16 protein-coding genes are annotated in these 14,418 nt (G+C 59.6%); 15 read left to right on the forward strand and 1 reads right to left on the reverse strand.

All coding sequences use genetic code 11. The annotated features are described in order from the left end of the window. Position 1 precedes the first annotated feature (1 nt). The 6 genes from ACYUME_RS12690 to ACYUME_RS12715 all read left to right on the forward strand — a co-directional run bounded on the left by ACYUME_RS12690 (position 2) and on the right by ACYUME_RS12715 (position 5,791). The gene (locus ACYUME_RS12690) at positions 2-328 is read left to right on the forward strand and encodes an AzlD domain-containing protein (RefSeq protein ID WP_460419169.1); all 327 of its coding nucleotides are present in this window, start codon (positions 2-4) and stop codon (positions 326-328) included. Positions 329-350: 22 nt separating this feature from the next. Next, a complete protein-coding gene (locus ACYUME_RS12695; RefSeq protein WP_460419170.1) occupies positions 351-908 on the forward strand; it encodes an RBBP9/YdeN family alpha/beta hydrolase in 558 nt (185 codons plus the stop codon). A gap of 359 nt (positions 909-1,267) precedes the next feature. Continuing rightward, the gene (locus ACYUME_RS12700) at positions 1,268-2,434 is read left to right on the forward strand and encodes a KamA family radical SAM protein (protein ID WP_460419171.1); all 1,167 of its coding nucleotides are present in this window, start codon (positions 1,268-1,270) and stop codon (positions 2,432-2,434) included. Positions 2,435-2,453: 19 nt separating this feature from the next. Next, positions 2,454-3,821, forward strand: coding sequence for an ATP-grasp domain-containing protein (locus ACYUME_RS12705; RefSeq protein ID WP_460419173.1), 1,368 nt, complete (start codon positions 2,454-2,456; stop codon positions 3,819-3,821). Positions 3,822-3,824: 3 nt separating this feature from the next. Beyond that, on the forward strand, positions 3,825-4,550 hold the full coding sequence (locus ACYUME_RS12710) for a 2OG-Fe dioxygenase family protein (protein ID WP_460419175.1): 726 nt from the start codon (positions 3,825-3,827) through the stop codon (positions 4,548-4,550). Further along, positions 4,547-5,791 carry an MFS transporter gene (locus tag ACYUME_RS12715; protein WP_460419177.1) on the forward strand — a complete coding sequence of 415 codons (1,245 nt, stop codon included), beginning with the start codon at positions 4,547-4,549 and terminating at the stop codon, positions 5,789-5,791. The genes ACYUME_RS12710 and ACYUME_RS12715 overlap by 4 nt, the downstream gene beginning before the upstream one ends. 66 nt (positions 5,792-5,857) lie before the next feature. Here ACYUME_RS12715 and ACYUME_RS12720 read toward each other — a convergent pair whose 3' ends face one another. Continuing rightward, complete coding sequence (locus ACYUME_RS12720; protein WP_279880087.1) at positions 5,858-6,775, reverse strand: LysR family transcriptional regulator; 918 nt, start codon at positions 6,773-6,775, stop codon at positions 5,858-5,860. A gap of 126 nt (positions 6,776-6,901) precedes the next feature. On the opposite strand from ACYUME_RS12720, the gene ACYUME_RS12725 reads away from it, so the two are divergent. The 9 genes from ACYUME_RS12725 (at position 6,902) to ACYUME_RS12765 (ending at position 14,336) form a co-directional block, all read left to right on the forward strand. Next, complete coding sequence (locus tag ACYUME_RS12725; protein WP_279880086.1) at positions 6,902-7,660, forward strand: 5-oxoprolinase subunit PxpA; 759 nt, start codon at positions 6,902-6,904, stop codon at positions 7,658-7,660. Positions 7,661-7,754: 94 nt separating this feature from the next. Continuing rightward, positions 7,755-8,000, forward strand: coding sequence for an acetyl-CoA carboxylase (locus ACYUME_RS12730; protein WP_460419178.1), 246 nt, complete (start codon positions 7,755-7,757; stop codon positions 7,998-8,000). A gap of 10 nt (positions 8,001-8,010) precedes the next feature. Continuing rightward, a complete protein-coding gene (locus ACYUME_RS12735) occupies positions 8,011-9,384 on the forward strand; it encodes an acetyl-CoA carboxylase biotin carboxylase subunit (protein ID WP_460419180.1) in 1,374 nt (457 codons plus the stop codon). Continuing rightward, positions 9,381-10,253: a 5-oxoprolinase subunit B family protein gene (locus tag ACYUME_RS12740; protein WP_460419181.1), complete on the forward strand. Its 873-nt coding sequence runs from the start codon at positions 9,381-9,383 to the stop codon at positions 10,251-10,253. The genes ACYUME_RS12735 and ACYUME_RS12740 overlap by 4 nt, the downstream gene beginning before the upstream one ends. Further along, positions 10,250-11,224 (forward strand): 5-oxoprolinase subunit C family protein, encoded by a 975-nt coding sequence (locus ACYUME_RS12745; RefSeq protein ID WP_460419183.1) that lies wholly within the window; start codon positions 10,250-10,252, stop codon positions 11,222-11,224. The genes ACYUME_RS12740 and ACYUME_RS12745 overlap by 4 nt, the downstream gene beginning before the upstream one ends. 623 nt (positions 11,225-11,847) lie before the next feature. Continuing rightward, positions 11,848-12,726, forward strand: coding sequence for a glyoxalase III HchA (gene hchA / locus ACYUME_RS12750; RefSeq protein WP_279880073.1), 879 nt, complete (start codon positions 11,848-11,850; stop codon positions 12,724-12,726). A 142-nt stretch (positions 12,727-12,868) separates the two neighbouring features. Next, positions 12,869-13,060, forward strand: a complete 192-nt coding sequence (locus ACYUME_RS12755; protein WP_460419352.1) for a helix-turn-helix domain-containing protein — start codon at positions 12,869-12,871, stop codon at positions 13,058-13,060. Then, entirely contained in the window at positions 13,035-13,820 is a 786-nt protein-coding gene (locus ACYUME_RS12760; RefSeq protein ID WP_279880068.1) for an SDR family oxidoreductase, read from the forward strand. The genes ACYUME_RS12755 and ACYUME_RS12760 overlap by 26 nt, the downstream gene beginning before the upstream one ends. Before the next feature lie 93 nt (positions 13,821-13,913). Next, complete coding sequence (locus tag ACYUME_RS12765; RefSeq protein WP_279880065.1) at positions 13,914-14,336, forward strand: nuclear transport factor 2 family protein; 423 nt, start codon at positions 13,914-13,916, stop codon at positions 14,334-14,336. Positions 14,337-14,418 lie beyond the last annotated feature (82 nt).

Raw genomic sequence — 14,418 nt, forward strand, 5'->3', positions numbered from 1 at the left:
AATGAGTACCTGGATCCTGATTTTCGGCTTGGGCCTTTGCACCTTCCTGCCGCGTTATCTGCCCTTGGTGCTCTGGGGGCAGCGCGAGCTGCCAGCGCTGGCCAAGACCGTGCTGGGCGCGGTGCCACCGGCGGTACTGGCAGCGCTGGTGCTGCCGGCGATGCTGGTACCCACCGGGACAACCCTCAACACCAGCCTGGAAAACCCCTATTTGCTGGGGGGCGTGGCAGTCTTTGTGCTGTTTTTGCTGACTCGGCGCATGTTGCTGTCGAGTTTTATCGGTGTGCTGGCGTTTTTTGCAGCCCAATGGTTCTTTGGTGGCGTATGAATGGCCTTGAAGGAGAAGGAAGATGACAGTCAGGGTTTTGATCTTGCCGGGCCTGTTCAATTCGGGTGAAACACACTGGCAGTCACAGTGGGAGCGGCAGTTTTCGGGCTTGCATCGGGTCGAGCAGCAGGACTGGGAAACGCCGGTGGCGCAGGATTGGGTCGCGCGCTTGGATCAGGAAATTGCCGCTGCCGACGGAGAGGTCGTGCTGGTGGCCCATAGCCTGGCTTGTACCTTGATCACGCACTGGGCGCAGCAGTCTGCCCTGGTGAGCAAGGTACGTGGCGCATTGCTGGTGGCGCCGAGTGATACCGAGGCGCCCAGCTATCCCCCAGGCACGTCAGGGTTTGTGCCGATGTCGACGCAACGCCTGCCATTTCCAACGATCATGGTGGCGAGCACGGATGATCCGTACGTCACCCAGGATCGGGCCAAGACTTTCTGCCAGGACTGGGGGAGTGAACTGGTCTGGGTGGAAAAGGCTGGCCATATCAATGGCCAGACCGGGTACGGCCCCTGGCCCGAGGGCGTTGAATTGCTGTTTAAACTCACGGGAGATGCGCAATTCAAGCTCAAGTAGCTTGAGAGGGGGGCATGGATAAACTCGTTGATCAACGAGAAGGGCGATGCCCCCTGCGGACTTTTGCGAAACACTGTGTGCCAACAAATAAAGTGCATGGGTACTGATAGCCAGTATTTTTCGTTTGCAGTTTGTTGGCAGCAGTTGATCGACGGGGAGAGAACTTCTGAGTGCGTTCGGGTTCCGCCTGAATGCTGGCTCGATCCGATCAAGTCCTAGCTTCCCTAGTCTCATATATCTCAACACTTTTCAGCCGCGGCGACCCAATCGCCGCAGTGGCGGCGTTCGCGCAGCGTTCTTGTTGTGCGGGCGATCACGCTTAGAGCATTTGCCAATTTTTCACTGGAGGTTTCAGAGGTATGTCAGTATTCGAGCGCACTATTCACCCAGTCGGAAATTGGACTGATTGGCGCTGGCAGCAGCAGAATGCCATACGTGATGAGTTGGCACTTCGCCAGGCCTGCGGAGGCTGGGACGCGAACGTAACGGCGAACATCGAACGTAACCTGCAAGAACGCAAGATGCAGATTACCCCCTATTACGCGGACTTGATCAGGAAGTCGCTGAGGGATGAGCCTATCACCCAGAACCCCTTGTGGCGGCAAGTTGTGCCATTTTGGGATGAAAAGGGCGTGGCTGACTATGATGGCGTCTCCGAGAACTGGGAGCTGGATCATGAGATGAAGACGCCGATCTGTCAGCACAAGTACGACAATCGCGTCATCATTCGCCTGACCAATACCTGCAACGCGTATTGCCAATTTTGTTTCGAGGCACTGCGGACCTTGGAACTGAGCACGGAAAAGGCCAACGCCAACACCGACTCCTTCCGGGAAACGGTTCAATACATTCGCGACAACCCGAACGTCGAGGAGGTCATTCTCAGCGGTGGCGATCCGCTGATGCTGGCAGACCGCAGGTTGGAAGAGCGCCTGGATGCCTTGCGCTCCATTCGAGACGATCTGCTTATTCGCATCCACTCCCGCGCATTGAGCTTCAACCCCTACCGGGTAACGGATGAGCTGGTGTCGTTGTTCGCCAGGTATCAGGTCAACGCATTCGGTGTGCATGTCTGTCATCCCCTTGAATTGAGTTCTGAATTCAAGCAGGCGGTAAAACGTATTCAGCAAAGTGTCCCGATCGTGTTTTCCAATATGCCCCTTATTCGTGGTGTCAATGACAGTGAAGACGTCCTGCATCGCCTATTCATCGAGCTTTATCGCATGGGTGTGAAACCCTATTACCTGTATCACTTCATGCCGTTCTCGCCGGGGGCGTCGGCGTACAAGACCACGGTCGGCAACGCGGTCGAACTCATGAATCGGTTAAAGCGACGGATATCCAATATCGCCATGCCTGAATATGTCCTGCCCCATGCGCAAGGGAAATTCACGGTGCCGCTAGTGGACCTCGAGGCGCCTGAAAATTTTCCGCACTTTACGACGCGCGAAGGGCAACGTTACTACCGGTTCAAGAACTGGCAGGGTCAATGGTGCACCTGGCACGACGAAACGGCTGCCGTTTGAGATGGAGCGAAAAACAATCATGAAACAAGATGCCATTCTCTTCGTCGATGTCGACGATAGCCCTGATGGACGCTATCGCTACGCCGAACCGCACTTCGCGGCGGCGCGCGCGCGGGGCCTGACGTGTCTGACCGCGGCGTTATCGGAACACGGTCGATTGCAGCGCCTCTACGAAACCAGTGACGATGTTTATTTCCTCGATACGCTGAGCGAAACCGATCTTCTGGATTTGCTCGAGCGCCTCGGCGGTCAATACACGATTCGCGCTATTTTTTGCCACGCCGGGCATGCTTCGGCGCGTGGGCAAGTCGGGCTCATCGTCGCGCAAGTCGCCAGGCAACTCGGTCTGGTGCATAGCTGTGCCGACGCCATTGCCGCCTGCAATAACAAATTCCTAATGCGTCGGGCATTGCAAAAGCAGCAGTTGCGCTCGGTGCCCTTCGAACTTTGCAATGATCAACAGTCGCTGGCTCGAGCGGCGGCGCGCATTGGCTTTCCGCTGATCGCCAAACCGGTATTCGGCGCCGCGTCGGTATTTATCAAGAAGTGTTCGAACTGGGATGAACTGAGCGCCCATTACGCGCGCTACCTGCACCAGCATGGTGAGGCTGCGTGCGCCGATTTCTACGGGGCCGCGCATACACTGTCGGAGCAGGGTGAACCGCTGCGCGACTACATTCCGGGTCGCAGCATCTTGCTTGAGGGCTATATCGAGGGGATAGAAGGAACCGTCGAGTGCGCCATCGTCGACGAGCGTATTCACCCCATGCTGATCAATGAAAAGCTGATCCTGACCGAGCGTAGCGGCACCATCCTCGAGAACTTGCTGATCACGCCGCCGGTCTCGTTCACCGAGGCACAGTGCGAGGACATCCGCCAATATGCCAAGGATTGCTTGCGCGCCGTCGGGATGACGAACTCGATGGTGCACTTTGAATTCCGCATGAGTGCGGACGGGCCGGTCGCGATTGAAATCAACCCGAGGCTCGGCGGCTTGTACGTCAATGCCGCCTTGCGCGATCTTGCCGGCATGGATCCCTACGCCTTCTATATAGCGCTACTGCTGGGCGACCCTCCCGCGAGCCCGGACCTCGAGGCGCATACCCTCAAGGCAAGCCAGTCGCGACAGCGCTACGCGATGCTGGCTATCTACCCTGAAGAAAGTGGCGCTTTCGAAGGGTTCGAAGGCCTCGAGCATCTTGATGATTGCGATGGGGTCGAGGAGTACGCCGTACAGGAGAGCGGCGGTTATCTGAATGCCGACATCGAGGAGCACTACCTGCTCAAGTGCTGGGCGAGTGTCGATGATGCCGCGCATGCACACGCGCTGCATGAGCATTTCAGCAAGTGCCTGAAACCTGTCATTCATCCTTTGGCCGAGGCATGAATCGTGGATATCCAGCAGGCGTCAGAGGAATTGAGAGAAAAACATTACTGCCACCTCGCAGATTTCGGCGAGGGGATCCAAGTTGGGCCAGCAGAGGCGCAGTCCTTTCGCGGTTACTGGTCAAACCTGGTACGGGACGAGGCTTACAAGGCCTATACCCACCGCGAACGGCGAATCTTGCGCTACCACTTGCTGCCAGGAGGGCGACTGCGGTTGAACAAGGAGGTTGATTTCATCTCGCCGGTCATTTACCCCGTCGACTATCGCAAGGGGACCAATGTCCTGTCCTATGCCGAGGAGGGTTTTATTTCCCACGCCATCACCCGACAGATCCTGGCTGTCGATATTGGCATGGCGGTGGCTCAGTTTGGTGATCGCGCCTTCAGCATCGATATACATCAGTTTCGCGTGAAGGCGGATGGCAATGCGTGCAGTCCGACGACCTCCGGTATTCACCAGGATGGCTTGGATTGGGTGTCGATGCACTTTATCGGCACCTCCAATGCACAACCGGTGCTGTCTGAGGTCTATGCCAACGACGATGTGCAAAGTCGGGTATTGAGCGTGCCCCTGGAAAGGTTCCTGGATACCCTTGTTGTCCACGACCGCATGGTCTACCACCGAGCCGGGGAAGTGCGTCAGGTGGACGGTGCGGCGCCGGCGTGGCGCGATATGTTGGTGGTGGGCATGCGCTGCCTCCCTGATGATCTTGGGGGGGACGTGCCATGACGCTCGATGACGAGTTGAACGTGTCCAATCGAAACCGCGGCTTGATCATCGTTGCCAGAAGCATTTCGGACTTTGGCGCCTTCCTCAACATGGTGGCGCTGAGCACCTATGTTTATTGGCTCAGTCAAAGCGCAATCGCTGTCAGTGTATTTCTCGCTTGCCGGGTCTTCGGAGGCATCGTGGCCAGCCTGCTCGGCGTTGCGTTGTTCCAACGCTTCACTGGGCGCGTGCCGCTGGTTTTTCTGGACTTGTTCCGAGCGTCGCTGTTGACGCCATTGTTGTTCTTGCCGTCGGCTCAGCAACTGCTGCTATTGCCATTCATTGCCTTTGGCATAGGCCTTGGCAATTCGTTGTTCGCCATCGGTCTCAATAGCCAATTGCCCATCTGGGTGGCGGCCGACCAGCGAGTGGCGACCAATGCCTGGCTCACATCCGTGGGCGCGACTGGCGCGGTGCTGGGCAGCTTGTGCTCCGGACTGATCATGGCCGCTGGCGGCTTTCAGATGATCTTCACGGTGAACGTCATCACCTACGTGGTTGCTGCTGGCCTGATCCTACCGCTGACCGTGCTGTATCCGTCAACGCAGCAGGAGCGTGGCACGCTGTCGGACCAGTGGCGTGAGCTGGTTCGAGGACTTCGTGGCGCGCCAGTGCTGGCCGTGATGTTGCTGATCAGCTTGCTGGACACCTTGGGCAGTGCGGCCCATAACGTGGGATTTCCACTGCTGGCCGAGGATATCGACCCCGGCGAGTCGACGCGCGTGATGGGCTATCTGCTGGCGGTCTGGGCCCTTGGCAAGTTCATTGGGGCTCGCTTTGCCAGTAGCCGGCTGCAGGGGCGTGCCAGCGAACGCTTGGAGCGAGCGTTCTTGCTGGGGGTCGCATTGATGTCCAGCGCGTTCATTGTCACGTTTCAGCAAAGCGAATTGCATTGGGCACTGGCATTCATCGTGTGGGCCGGGATGGGTGACGGGGTGGCGGAGGTGGCATTGATATCGCGAGCGCAGAGCGAGCCGCAGAGCCTTCGCCTGCCGCTGTTCAGCTTGCTGACGTTGAGCCAGATGGTTGGGTTTGGCGTCGGCATGTTGTTGGTCGGCCCCTTCTACTCGTCATGGCCGCTGACGCTGGTCATTGTCTTGTTCCATGGCTTGCCTTTGTTCGCACTGTTACTTACGGCAGTGTGGTTGTACTTCAGGTCGAACACCGCCGAGCAGCGGGTTCGATGTCAGGGCAGGCAGTGAGCGTGGACAGCGTGGGGACAAGATGGGCCGCTCTGTGCCCATCACTCAAATATGCCTTCGTTGCTTTCAGCGCCGCGCAGAAAGTTGTTGCGGGGCCAGAAATGCGTCGTGGAAGTAATTGTGGAACGCGTGCATCGCCGGGCTGAATTCCCGCTCGCGATGCCAGGCCAGGCCGACGCTCATGGGGGTGACCTTGTCGGTGATGGTCACCGTTTCGATGCGTTTACCCTCCAGCGACCAGGGACGGTGTACCAGGTCGGAGAGGATCGCCACGCCGCTGCCGTTGGCCACCATGCTGCGCACAGCTTCCACAGAACTGGTGCGCACCCGCACGTTGGGCTGCTGCTGGGCATGTTCCCAGTAGCGCATGGCGCTTTGTTCGGCTTCGTCGACGGTAAGCAGGATGAAGGGCTCGCGGGTGACGTCGGCAAGGCTCACGGCCGAGCGCTCGCACAGGGGGTGATGGCTGGGCAGCCACAGCCGGCGCTCGGAATTGAACAGGGTTTTCGAGACGATGTCCGGGTGGGTCAGGTTCGAGGTCAGCACCACTGCCATGTCGAATTCGCCTTCCAGCAGGCCTTGCTCGATGGCCTGGCGCTCCCGTTCGTGCACTTCGATGGCCACGTCCGGGTGCCAGTGTTGCAGGCGTTGCAGGTGGTGCGGCAGGAAGTAGCCGATCACCGTGTAACTGGCCGCTACCCGCAGCAGGCCGGTGGCGCGAACGTCCGGCAGCGGGCTGTTAAGGGCGTCGTCGACGCTGCGCAAGATCACGTAGGCCCGATTGAGAAAGTGCCGTCCGGCATCGGTCAGGCTCATGCCCTGGGCCGAGCGCTGGAACAGTAGCGTGCCGAGCATGCCCTCCAGCTCCTTGATCGCCGTGGTCACCGCCGACTGGGAAATATTCAGATGAATCGCCGCTTGGGAGATCTGCCCGATCTCGGCGGTGGCGACGAAATAGCGAACCTGGCGCAGGGTCAGTGACATGGAACGCTCCGCTTGAGGAGGTATCTGATTTTCAGAAGATATCCCCTCCGATAATAGATCTTCCCAAGGGGGTGGCAGGAATCTAACGTGCTCTGCATGAAGTCACAAGCGTCAGGAGCGAGTGTCATGCAGGCAGTAGATTTCAATTCGGACATGGGCGAAGGCTTCGGTCCGTGGACTATCGGCGACGGCGTCGACAGCGAACTGATGGGCTTCATCAGCTCGGCCAACATCGCCACCGGTTTCCATGCCGGCGACCCCGGCACCATGCGGCGTACAGTCGAGCAGGCCAAGCGCCTGGGCGTGGCCGTCGGCGCCCATCCGGGCTTTCGCGACCTGGTCGGGTTCGGCCGCCGCCACATCAATGCATCGGCCCAGGAGCTGGTGGACGACATGCTGTATCAGCTGGGCGCCCTGCGTGAGCTCGCCCGAGTTCAAGGCGTGGCCCTGCAACACATCAAACCTCACGGCGCGCTGTACATGCACCTGGCCCGGGACGAAGAAGCGGCGCGCTTGCTGGTGGAAAACCTGCAGCGCCTGGAGCCTGGACTACTGCTGTATTGCATGCCCGACTCGACGATCTGGCGTATCGCCAGGGCGCTCGGCCAACCGGTGATCCGCGAGTTCTATGCCGACCGCGAATACGACATCAGCGGCTCCATCGTCTTCACCCGCAATGTGCGTGCCTACGACCCCGCGCAAGTAGCCGCGCGGGTACTGCGCGCCTGTCAGCAAGGCGTGGTGCGCACGGTGGAAGGTGAAGACCTGGCGATCGAGTTCGACTCCATCTGCCTGCACAGCGATACACCCGGTGCCCTGGCGCTGGTCGAGGCCACCCGCAACGCGCTCGATGGCGCGGGGATCAAGGTGCGCGCACCGCGATAAAGCCACCGAAGACACCTGGCACGCAGACGCCAGGGCTTATTCGCCACACAGATTACTTGCCTGCCTTTCTACAACTATTCCAAGAGGAACAGACATGGCGCAGCACACCGTCATCACCCCGTTGCCGGGGACTTTCTACCGCAAGGCCACCCCGGAGTCGCCGAACTACGTCGAGGCCGGTGCCAACGTCAGAGCCGACACGGTGATTGGCCTGATCGAGGTCATGAAGCAGTTTTCCGAACTGACCGCGGGTACGGCAGGGCGCCTGGACGCGTTTCTGGTCGAAGACGGTGATCCGGTGGAGCCGGGTCAGGTCATCGCGACACTCGAAGACGCGTGAGGGCACGACCATGACCCAAGGCATTGGTAAACTGCTGATCGCCAACCGTGGCGAGATCGCCGTGCGGATCATCCGCGCCGCGAAAGCGCTGGGGATTCCAACCGTGGCGGCGTGCAGCGAAGCAGACGTCGATTCCCAGGCCGCGCGCATGGCCGACGAAGTGCACATCCTCGGTCCGGCCCGCGCTGACAAGAGCTACCTCAATGTCGAGGCCTTGCTCGCTGCCCTGAAGGCCACCGGGGCCAACGCGGTCCACCCCGGTTACGGTTTTCTTTCGGAAAACGCCGAATTCGCCGAAGCGGTACTCGCCGCCGGAGCGATCTTCGTCGGCCCAAGCCCCGAGACCATCCGCCGCATGGGTGACAAGGCCGAGGCCCGACGCACCGCACAAGCGGCGGGCGTGCCGGTGGTGCCCGGTTCTGCCGATGAACTGTTCGATGTGGAGGCGGCGGTCGAGGCCGCCAGATCCGTCGGCTTCCCGCTGCTGATCAAGGCCTCGGCCGGAGGGGGCGGACGCGGCATTCGCCTGGCGGAAAACCCGCGACAGTTGCGCGAAGAATTCCCCCGTTCCCAGCGCGAAGCCCAGGCCGCCTTTGGCAATGGCGCGGTGTATCTGGAGCGCTTCATCGGCAAGGCCCGGCATATCGAAGTGCAGGTGCTGGGCGACGGCAAGCATGCGGTGCACCTGTTCGAGCGCGAATGTTCGCTGCAGCGCCGTCGACAGAAGATCTTCGAAGAAGCGCCGTCGCCGGTCCTCGCTGCGCCGCAGCGCGAGGCCCTGTGCGCGAGCGCCGTGCGCCTGACCGAGGCGCTGGGATACCAGGGCGCCGGCACCCTTGAATACCTGTACGACGACGCCACCGGTGAGTTTTTCTTCATCGAGATGAACACACGGATCCAGGTGGAACATCCGGTCAGCGAGCTGATCACCGGTGTCGATCTGGTCCAGGCCATGTTGCGCATTGCCGGTGGCGAGCCACTGGGACTCAAGCAAAGCGATATCGCGATCAACGGCGCAGCCCTGCAGATGCGCCTGAACGCCGAAGACCCCGCGCGGGATTTCTTCCCAAGCCCAGGGCTTGTGCAAGCGCTGAACTGGCCACAAGGCGAGGGCGTGCGTGTCGACAGCCATCTGTATGAAGGCTACCGGGTACCGCCATACTATGACTCGCTGCTGGCCAAGCTGATTGTTCATGGCCGTGATCGCAGCGAAGCCCTGGCCCGCGCGCGGCTGGCGGTCGAGCAGACCACGCTGACCGGCATGGCCAGCACCTTGTCTTTGCACGGCGAACTGCTGGAGCAACCCTGGTTGCACAGCGCCGACTTCCACACCGGTACTCTGGAAACCTGGCTGGCCGAGCGCCGCAGCGGAGGTGCAGCATGAGCAGTGCGATTCGCTACAGCTTTGGCGCCGACGAACATCTGTTCGCCGAAGTCAGCGACAGCATGTCCCTTGAAGCCTTCTTCAAGGGCATGGCGGTCACCCGCGCGGTGGAGCGTTTGGCCCTCGATGGCGTGCTCGACGTGTGCCTGGCCAACGCCTCGTTCCAGGTCCGCTTCGACCCGGATCGCATCGCGCCGGCCGATCTGCTCGAAGCGGTGAAGGGGGCCGAGGCCCAGGCCGTGGCCGAGCGCACCCTGCACACCCGGATCATCGAGATCCCGGTGCTCTACAACGATCCCTGGACCCACGAAACCCTGATGCGCTTTCGCGACCGCCACCAGGACCCGAACGCCACGGACCTGGAGTACGCCGCGCGCATCAACGGCTTGGCCGACGTCGAGGCGTTCATCGCCGCCCACAGTGGCGCGCCGTGGTTCGTTTCGATGGTGGGCTTCGTGGCGGGCCTGCCGTTCATGTTCCAGATGGTCGAGCGCGAACGCCAGTTGCAGGTGCCCAAGTACCTGCGACCGCGTACCGACACACCGAAATTGACCCTGGGCCATGGCGGCTGCTTCGGTTGCATTTACTCGGTACGCGGTGCCGGTGGCTACCAGATGTTTGGCGTCACCCCGGCACCGATCTATGACCCGCGGCAGAACCTGGCGTACCTGAAGGAACACATGGTGTTCTTCCGTCCCGGCGACATCGTGCAGTTCAAGCCGATGGACCGCGAAGCGTATGACCACGCCGTGGCCGAGGTCGAAGCCGGGCGCTTCGATCTGCGCATCCGTCCAGTGGAGTTCTCGCTCGATGCGTTCCTCGCCGACCCGATCGGCTATCCCAAGTCGCTGCAGGAGGCGCTGGCATGATCAAGGTACTCAAACCCGGTCTGGCCACCTCGGTGCAGGACCTCGGCCGCGAAGGCTACTACCATCTGGGTATCCCGCCTTCCGGGGCGCTGGACCAGTACGCCCTGAGCGCGGCCAACCAGCTGGTTGGCAATCCGGCCAATTCGGCGGCGCTGGAGTGCACGTTGCTGGGGCCGGAGCTGGAATTTCAGCGGGACGCCCTGGTGGCGGTATGTGGCGCGCAGATGACGCCGAAGGTCGATGGCGTGGACATGCACTTGGACACCGCCTTCGCCGTGAAGGCCGGACAGGTGCTGCGTTTCGATTTTCCCAAGGCTGGCGCGCGGGCCTATCTGGCGGTGGCCGGCGGCATCGATGTGCCGGTGGTGCTCGGCAGTCGTTCCACCTACGCGCTGGGGGCGCTGGGTGGTTTCCAGGGGCGCAGGCTGGCGATGGGTGATGAACTGCCGGTAGGCATAGACAGCGGCAAGGGTCGTGTCGGGGCGAGTCTGCCCATGGCGCTGCGTCAGTCGCTGGGAGGGGAGATCACCCTGCGGGTGGTGCCGGGGCTGTACTACGAGCGCTTGACCCTGGCGGCGGCGGACAGCTTTTTCGCCGAAGCCTGGACCGTCGGCTCGGAGGCAGATCGCATCGGCTATCGCTTCAAGGGTGGCAGTCCGCTGAGCTTCCAGCCTCGCGAGCAGCCGTTCGGCGCCGGCTCCGATCCTTCGAACATCGTCGACAGCTGCTACCCGATCGGCTCGATCCAGGTGCCGGCAGGGCTCGAGCCCATCGTTCTGCACCGCGATGCTGTGTCCGGTGGCGGCTACGCGATGATCGGCACGGTGATCAGCGCCGACCTCGATCTGGTCGGGCAGATGCAACCCAACCAGAAGGCCCGTTTCGTCGCGGTGACGCTGGAAGAGGCGCTGCAAGCCCGACGTTCCTACAAGAAAAAACTCAGCTGTCTGAGCAAGCTGTTCCCTACCTGATCCGCCCGCCGCACCGCGTGGGCAAAGCCAAAAAGGCAAGCCAACGCCGCACTTCGGTGCGGGGGCGGCTGCCCGCGCTGCAACCTCTGGCTGGCTCTGGGGTTCATGCATATGGCTGCTCTATCGGCGGTGCTTGCGGATGTGTTCGCATACTTGCTCAAGGCGTTGTCCTGCCAAGGCATCTTTGTAGTGGCTTGGGTCGATGTGGCATTTGCGCGGATTCTTTTTGCACGTTCTGATGTAGCTGCGTTCGGAGGGGAGCCCACATGGAATGCTGTCGGCTTGACGGCCTGGTTTGGCGCCACCGCATCGGGGCTGGCTTTGATGCTTGCCGGTGGTGTTAACGCATGCCTAGCGGCCACGGGGTCAAGCGTACCTTCTGCTGGCGCATATGCACCATGACTCTCCGGGACTGGACACCTGGTATCAGCCTTCCGTACAGGTCGAAGGTGGGTGATCGAAGCCATCGGTCGGGTTATTCCACCCGCCTTGATGCTGCACTAAAATTTCAATCTGAATCTCAGTTGAGGAGCTGTCTGGTTAGGGGAAAACCCTCATTGCTGTCGGGATGGGTGGCCCCCTAGGATGAACATCGTATTTTGCCAGCCACGACGGAGTAAGCCATGACTAATGCGCAAGCTGAAGACAAGCGCCCAACCGAAGATCCCGCAGAGGACAATGCGTTTTTCCCCTCGCCTTATTCGCTAAGCCAGTTCACCTCGCCAAAATCCGATCTCAGTGGTGCCGACTATCCTGCGCCCTATAAAGGTGGCCGGTGGAAGGTACTGGTCATCGGCGCTGACGAGCGTTATCTGTTGACCGATAATGGCACCATGTTCTCTACAGGCAATCACCCTGTTGAGACGCTGCTGCCGATGTATCATCTGGATAAAGCAGGGTTCAAATTCGACATTGCGACCTTGTCTGGCAATCCGGTCAAGTTCGAGTTCTGGGCGATGCCATCAGAAGACGTCGAAGTGAAGGGGCTGTACGCTAAATATCGCGATAAGTTTAAACAGCCCAAAAAACTGGCTGAAGTAATCGATCAGGCACTGGGTGACGATTCCGATTACATCGGCGTGTTTATTCCCGGTGGCCACGGCGCACTGATCGGGTTGCCCGAAAGTCCCGATGTTAAAAAGGTGCTTGAGTGGGCGTCCAAGAATGACAAGTTTGTGATTTCGTTGTGTCATGGCCCGGCTGCGCTTATTGCTGCAGGTTTGGGTGGGGGGCGAGAAAACTATATTTTCAACGGGTACAAGATTTGTGCGTTCCCTGACGACCTGGATGCGAAAACGCCGGACATTGGCTATATGCCGGGTCACTTGACCTGGAAGTTTGGTGAAAAACTAGAGGCGTTGGGCCTTGAGATAATTAACAAAGATATTTCTGGAGCGGTGCATAAGGACCGTAAATTGCTGACCGGCGACAGTCCGTTGGCGGGTAACGCTCTAGGCAAGCTGGCGGCGGCTGAACTGTTGAAAGAGGCCGCAGGGCAATGATTCCGGCCTGGGTGGCAATCAAGTAGATAGCAGCCCCGACGCTCGTCTGGTATTGGCCACCGATGCTTTCAATGCCGCTCGCCGATGGCTGGAAACGCCCCATGCTGGAGGTGTCCGACAGCTTTCCGTTCGCGAGCGCGAGGTGTTGACTTGTACGGCTGCGGGTTCACGGCATGCTGATATTGCGGTGACGCCGGGCTGGTCGGAGCGTACTGTGGAGAACCCTCTTCGTGCGGCGCGGCGCCGTCTTGGTGTCGCTACAACTGCTCAAGCGATCAAGATCGCTATTCGCAACGGCGACCTTGGTCATGGTCGAGACCAACATGATGGGTAAAAAAGTGCTGGTGACAGGCGCGGCAACCGGTTTTGGAAGAGGCGTGGCCTGGGCGCTGTCGGAGCGTGGGCACCAGGTGATCGCTGGATGCCAGATATGGCCGCAGGTGTGGGAGCTGCGCAACGCTGCGTTGTTGGCCGGGATTGAGATGCAGGTTATCAAACTTGATGTCCTCAACGAGATTGACCGCAAACATGCGCTGGCAATCGAAATCGATGTCTTGTTCAACAATGCGGGCATCATGGAGTCGGGTCCCATTATCGAAATACCAATGTCAGTGTTTCGTTCGGTTTTTGAGACCAACGTATTTGCCGCCCTTGAGTTGGCGCAAGGCTTTGCTCGGGGGATGGTCCAGCGCGGCCATGGGCGGATCGTCTGGACGTCGTCGGTGGCCGGGTTAGTCAAAGTGCCTTTCGATGGGGCGTATGCCGCCTCCAAGCATGCGGTCGAAGGCATCTGTTCGGCAATGCACGATGAACTGATGCCTTACGGCGTCGAAGTAGTGACGGTCAACCCAGGTGCGTACCGCACGGGCTTCAATGACACGGGCATGGAGAGCATGGACCAGTGGTGGGACCAGGGTGACAGGGTTGTCGCTCATTGGCCGGTGCGTGAGCTCAATCGTCAGCATGATCCTGCCGAGATGATCAATGCGATCACTGCGGTGATTGAACAGGACAAGCCCAGCTATCGTACTGTTCGACCAGTCAGTGCTGAAGAAATGGTAAAGAAAGAGCAGTCAGACGTATGGGAACGATAGCTTAATTGAACCAGCCAAGGATGCTGTAGAAAAATGGAGGCGCTTGAAATCGGTATTGACCAATAGGTCGGCTGATGAATCGAGGAGATTGAGATGCAAACATCCCTAGGCATCGCTAAACACTTTTTCTCGCGTTATAACGCTCATGACCTTCAAGGCATGCTGGCCTGTTTCTCTCCACAGGGTCGAATTGATTATGTTCCCATTGGCCTGGAGGGACCGGTACATGTCGCTGGTCTTGAAATATGGGGGGCACTGATTGATGCATTTCCCGATTTGAATAATCAGGTGACTGCGCGCTATGTTGATGAGCAGGCACAAACGATTGTAGTCGAAGTGACTATTCGCGGTACTCAGGCGAAGGATGCATTTGGCATTGAAAACCTGGGGCGCAGCTTCGAGCTGCCTCATGTCTTCATTCTTGGCCTTGCTGACGACGGCCTGATTCTGGCGATGAAGGCCTATTGGGATAACGCCACGTGGTTTCAATCCCTGGGTAAAAAACAATTTGGCTAGCTGGCCGCAATAAAAACACTCAACTCAGTTGAGGAAGCCATTCCTCTGGCGCTGTAACGACCCGCTGTTTCTAAACTATCGC

Source organism: Pseudomonas sp. microsymbiont 2, assembly GCF_054788395.1.

Bases quoted from the DNA above. Each gene is read 5' to 3' on its own strand.
- ACYUME_RS12690 (WP_460419169.1), top strand. From the start codon at position 2: ATGAGTACCTGGATCCTGATTTTCGGCTTGGGCCTTTGCACCTTCCTG.
- ACYUME_RS12695 (WP_460419170.1), top strand. From the start codon at position 351: ATGACAGTCAGGGTTTTGATCTTGCCGGGCCTGTTCAATTCGGGTGAA.
- ACYUME_RS12700 (WP_460419171.1), top strand. From the start codon at position 1,268: ATGTCAGTATTCGAGCGCACTATTCACCCAGTCGGAAATTGGACTGAT.
- ACYUME_RS12705 (WP_460419173.1), top strand. From the start codon at position 2,454: ATGAAACAAGATGCCATTCTCTTCGTCGATGTCGACGATAGCCCTGAT.
- ACYUME_RS12715 (WP_460419177.1), top strand. From the start codon at position 4,547: ATGACGCTCGATGACGAGTTGAACGTGTCCAATCGAAACCGCGGCTTG.
- ACYUME_RS12720 (WP_279880087.1), bottom strand. From the start codon at position 6,775: ATGTCACTGACCCTGCGCCAGGTTCGCTATTTCGTCGCCACCGCCGAG.
- ACYUME_RS12725 (WP_279880086.1), top strand. From the start codon at position 6,902: ATGCAGGCAGTAGATTTCAATTCGGACATGGGCGAAGGCTTCGGTCCG.
- ACYUME_RS12730 (WP_460419178.1), top strand. From the start codon at position 7,755: ATGGCGCAGCACACCGTCATCACCCCGTTGCCGGGGACTTTCTACCGC.
- ACYUME_RS12735 (WP_460419180.1), top strand. From the start codon at position 8,011: ATGACCCAAGGCATTGGTAAACTGCTGATCGCCAACCGTGGCGAGATC.
- ACYUME_RS12740 (WP_460419181.1), top strand. From the start codon at position 9,381: ATGAGCAGTGCGATTCGCTACAGCTTTGGCGCCGACGAACATCTGTTC.
- ACYUME_RS12745 (WP_460419183.1), top strand. From the start codon at position 10,250: ATGATCAAGGTACTCAAACCCGGTCTGGCCACCTCGGTGCAGGACCTC.
- hchA (WP_279880073.1), top strand. From the start codon at position 11,848: ATGACTAATGCGCAAGCTGAAGACAAGCGCCCAACCGAAGATCCCGCA.
- ACYUME_RS12760 (WP_279880068.1), top strand. From the start codon at position 13,035: ATGGTCGAGACCAACATGATGGGTAAAAAAGTGCTGGTGACAGGCGCG.
- ACYUME_RS12765 (WP_279880065.1), top strand. From the start codon at position 13,914: ATGCAAACATCCCTAGGCATCGCTAAACACTTTTTCTCGCGTTATAAC.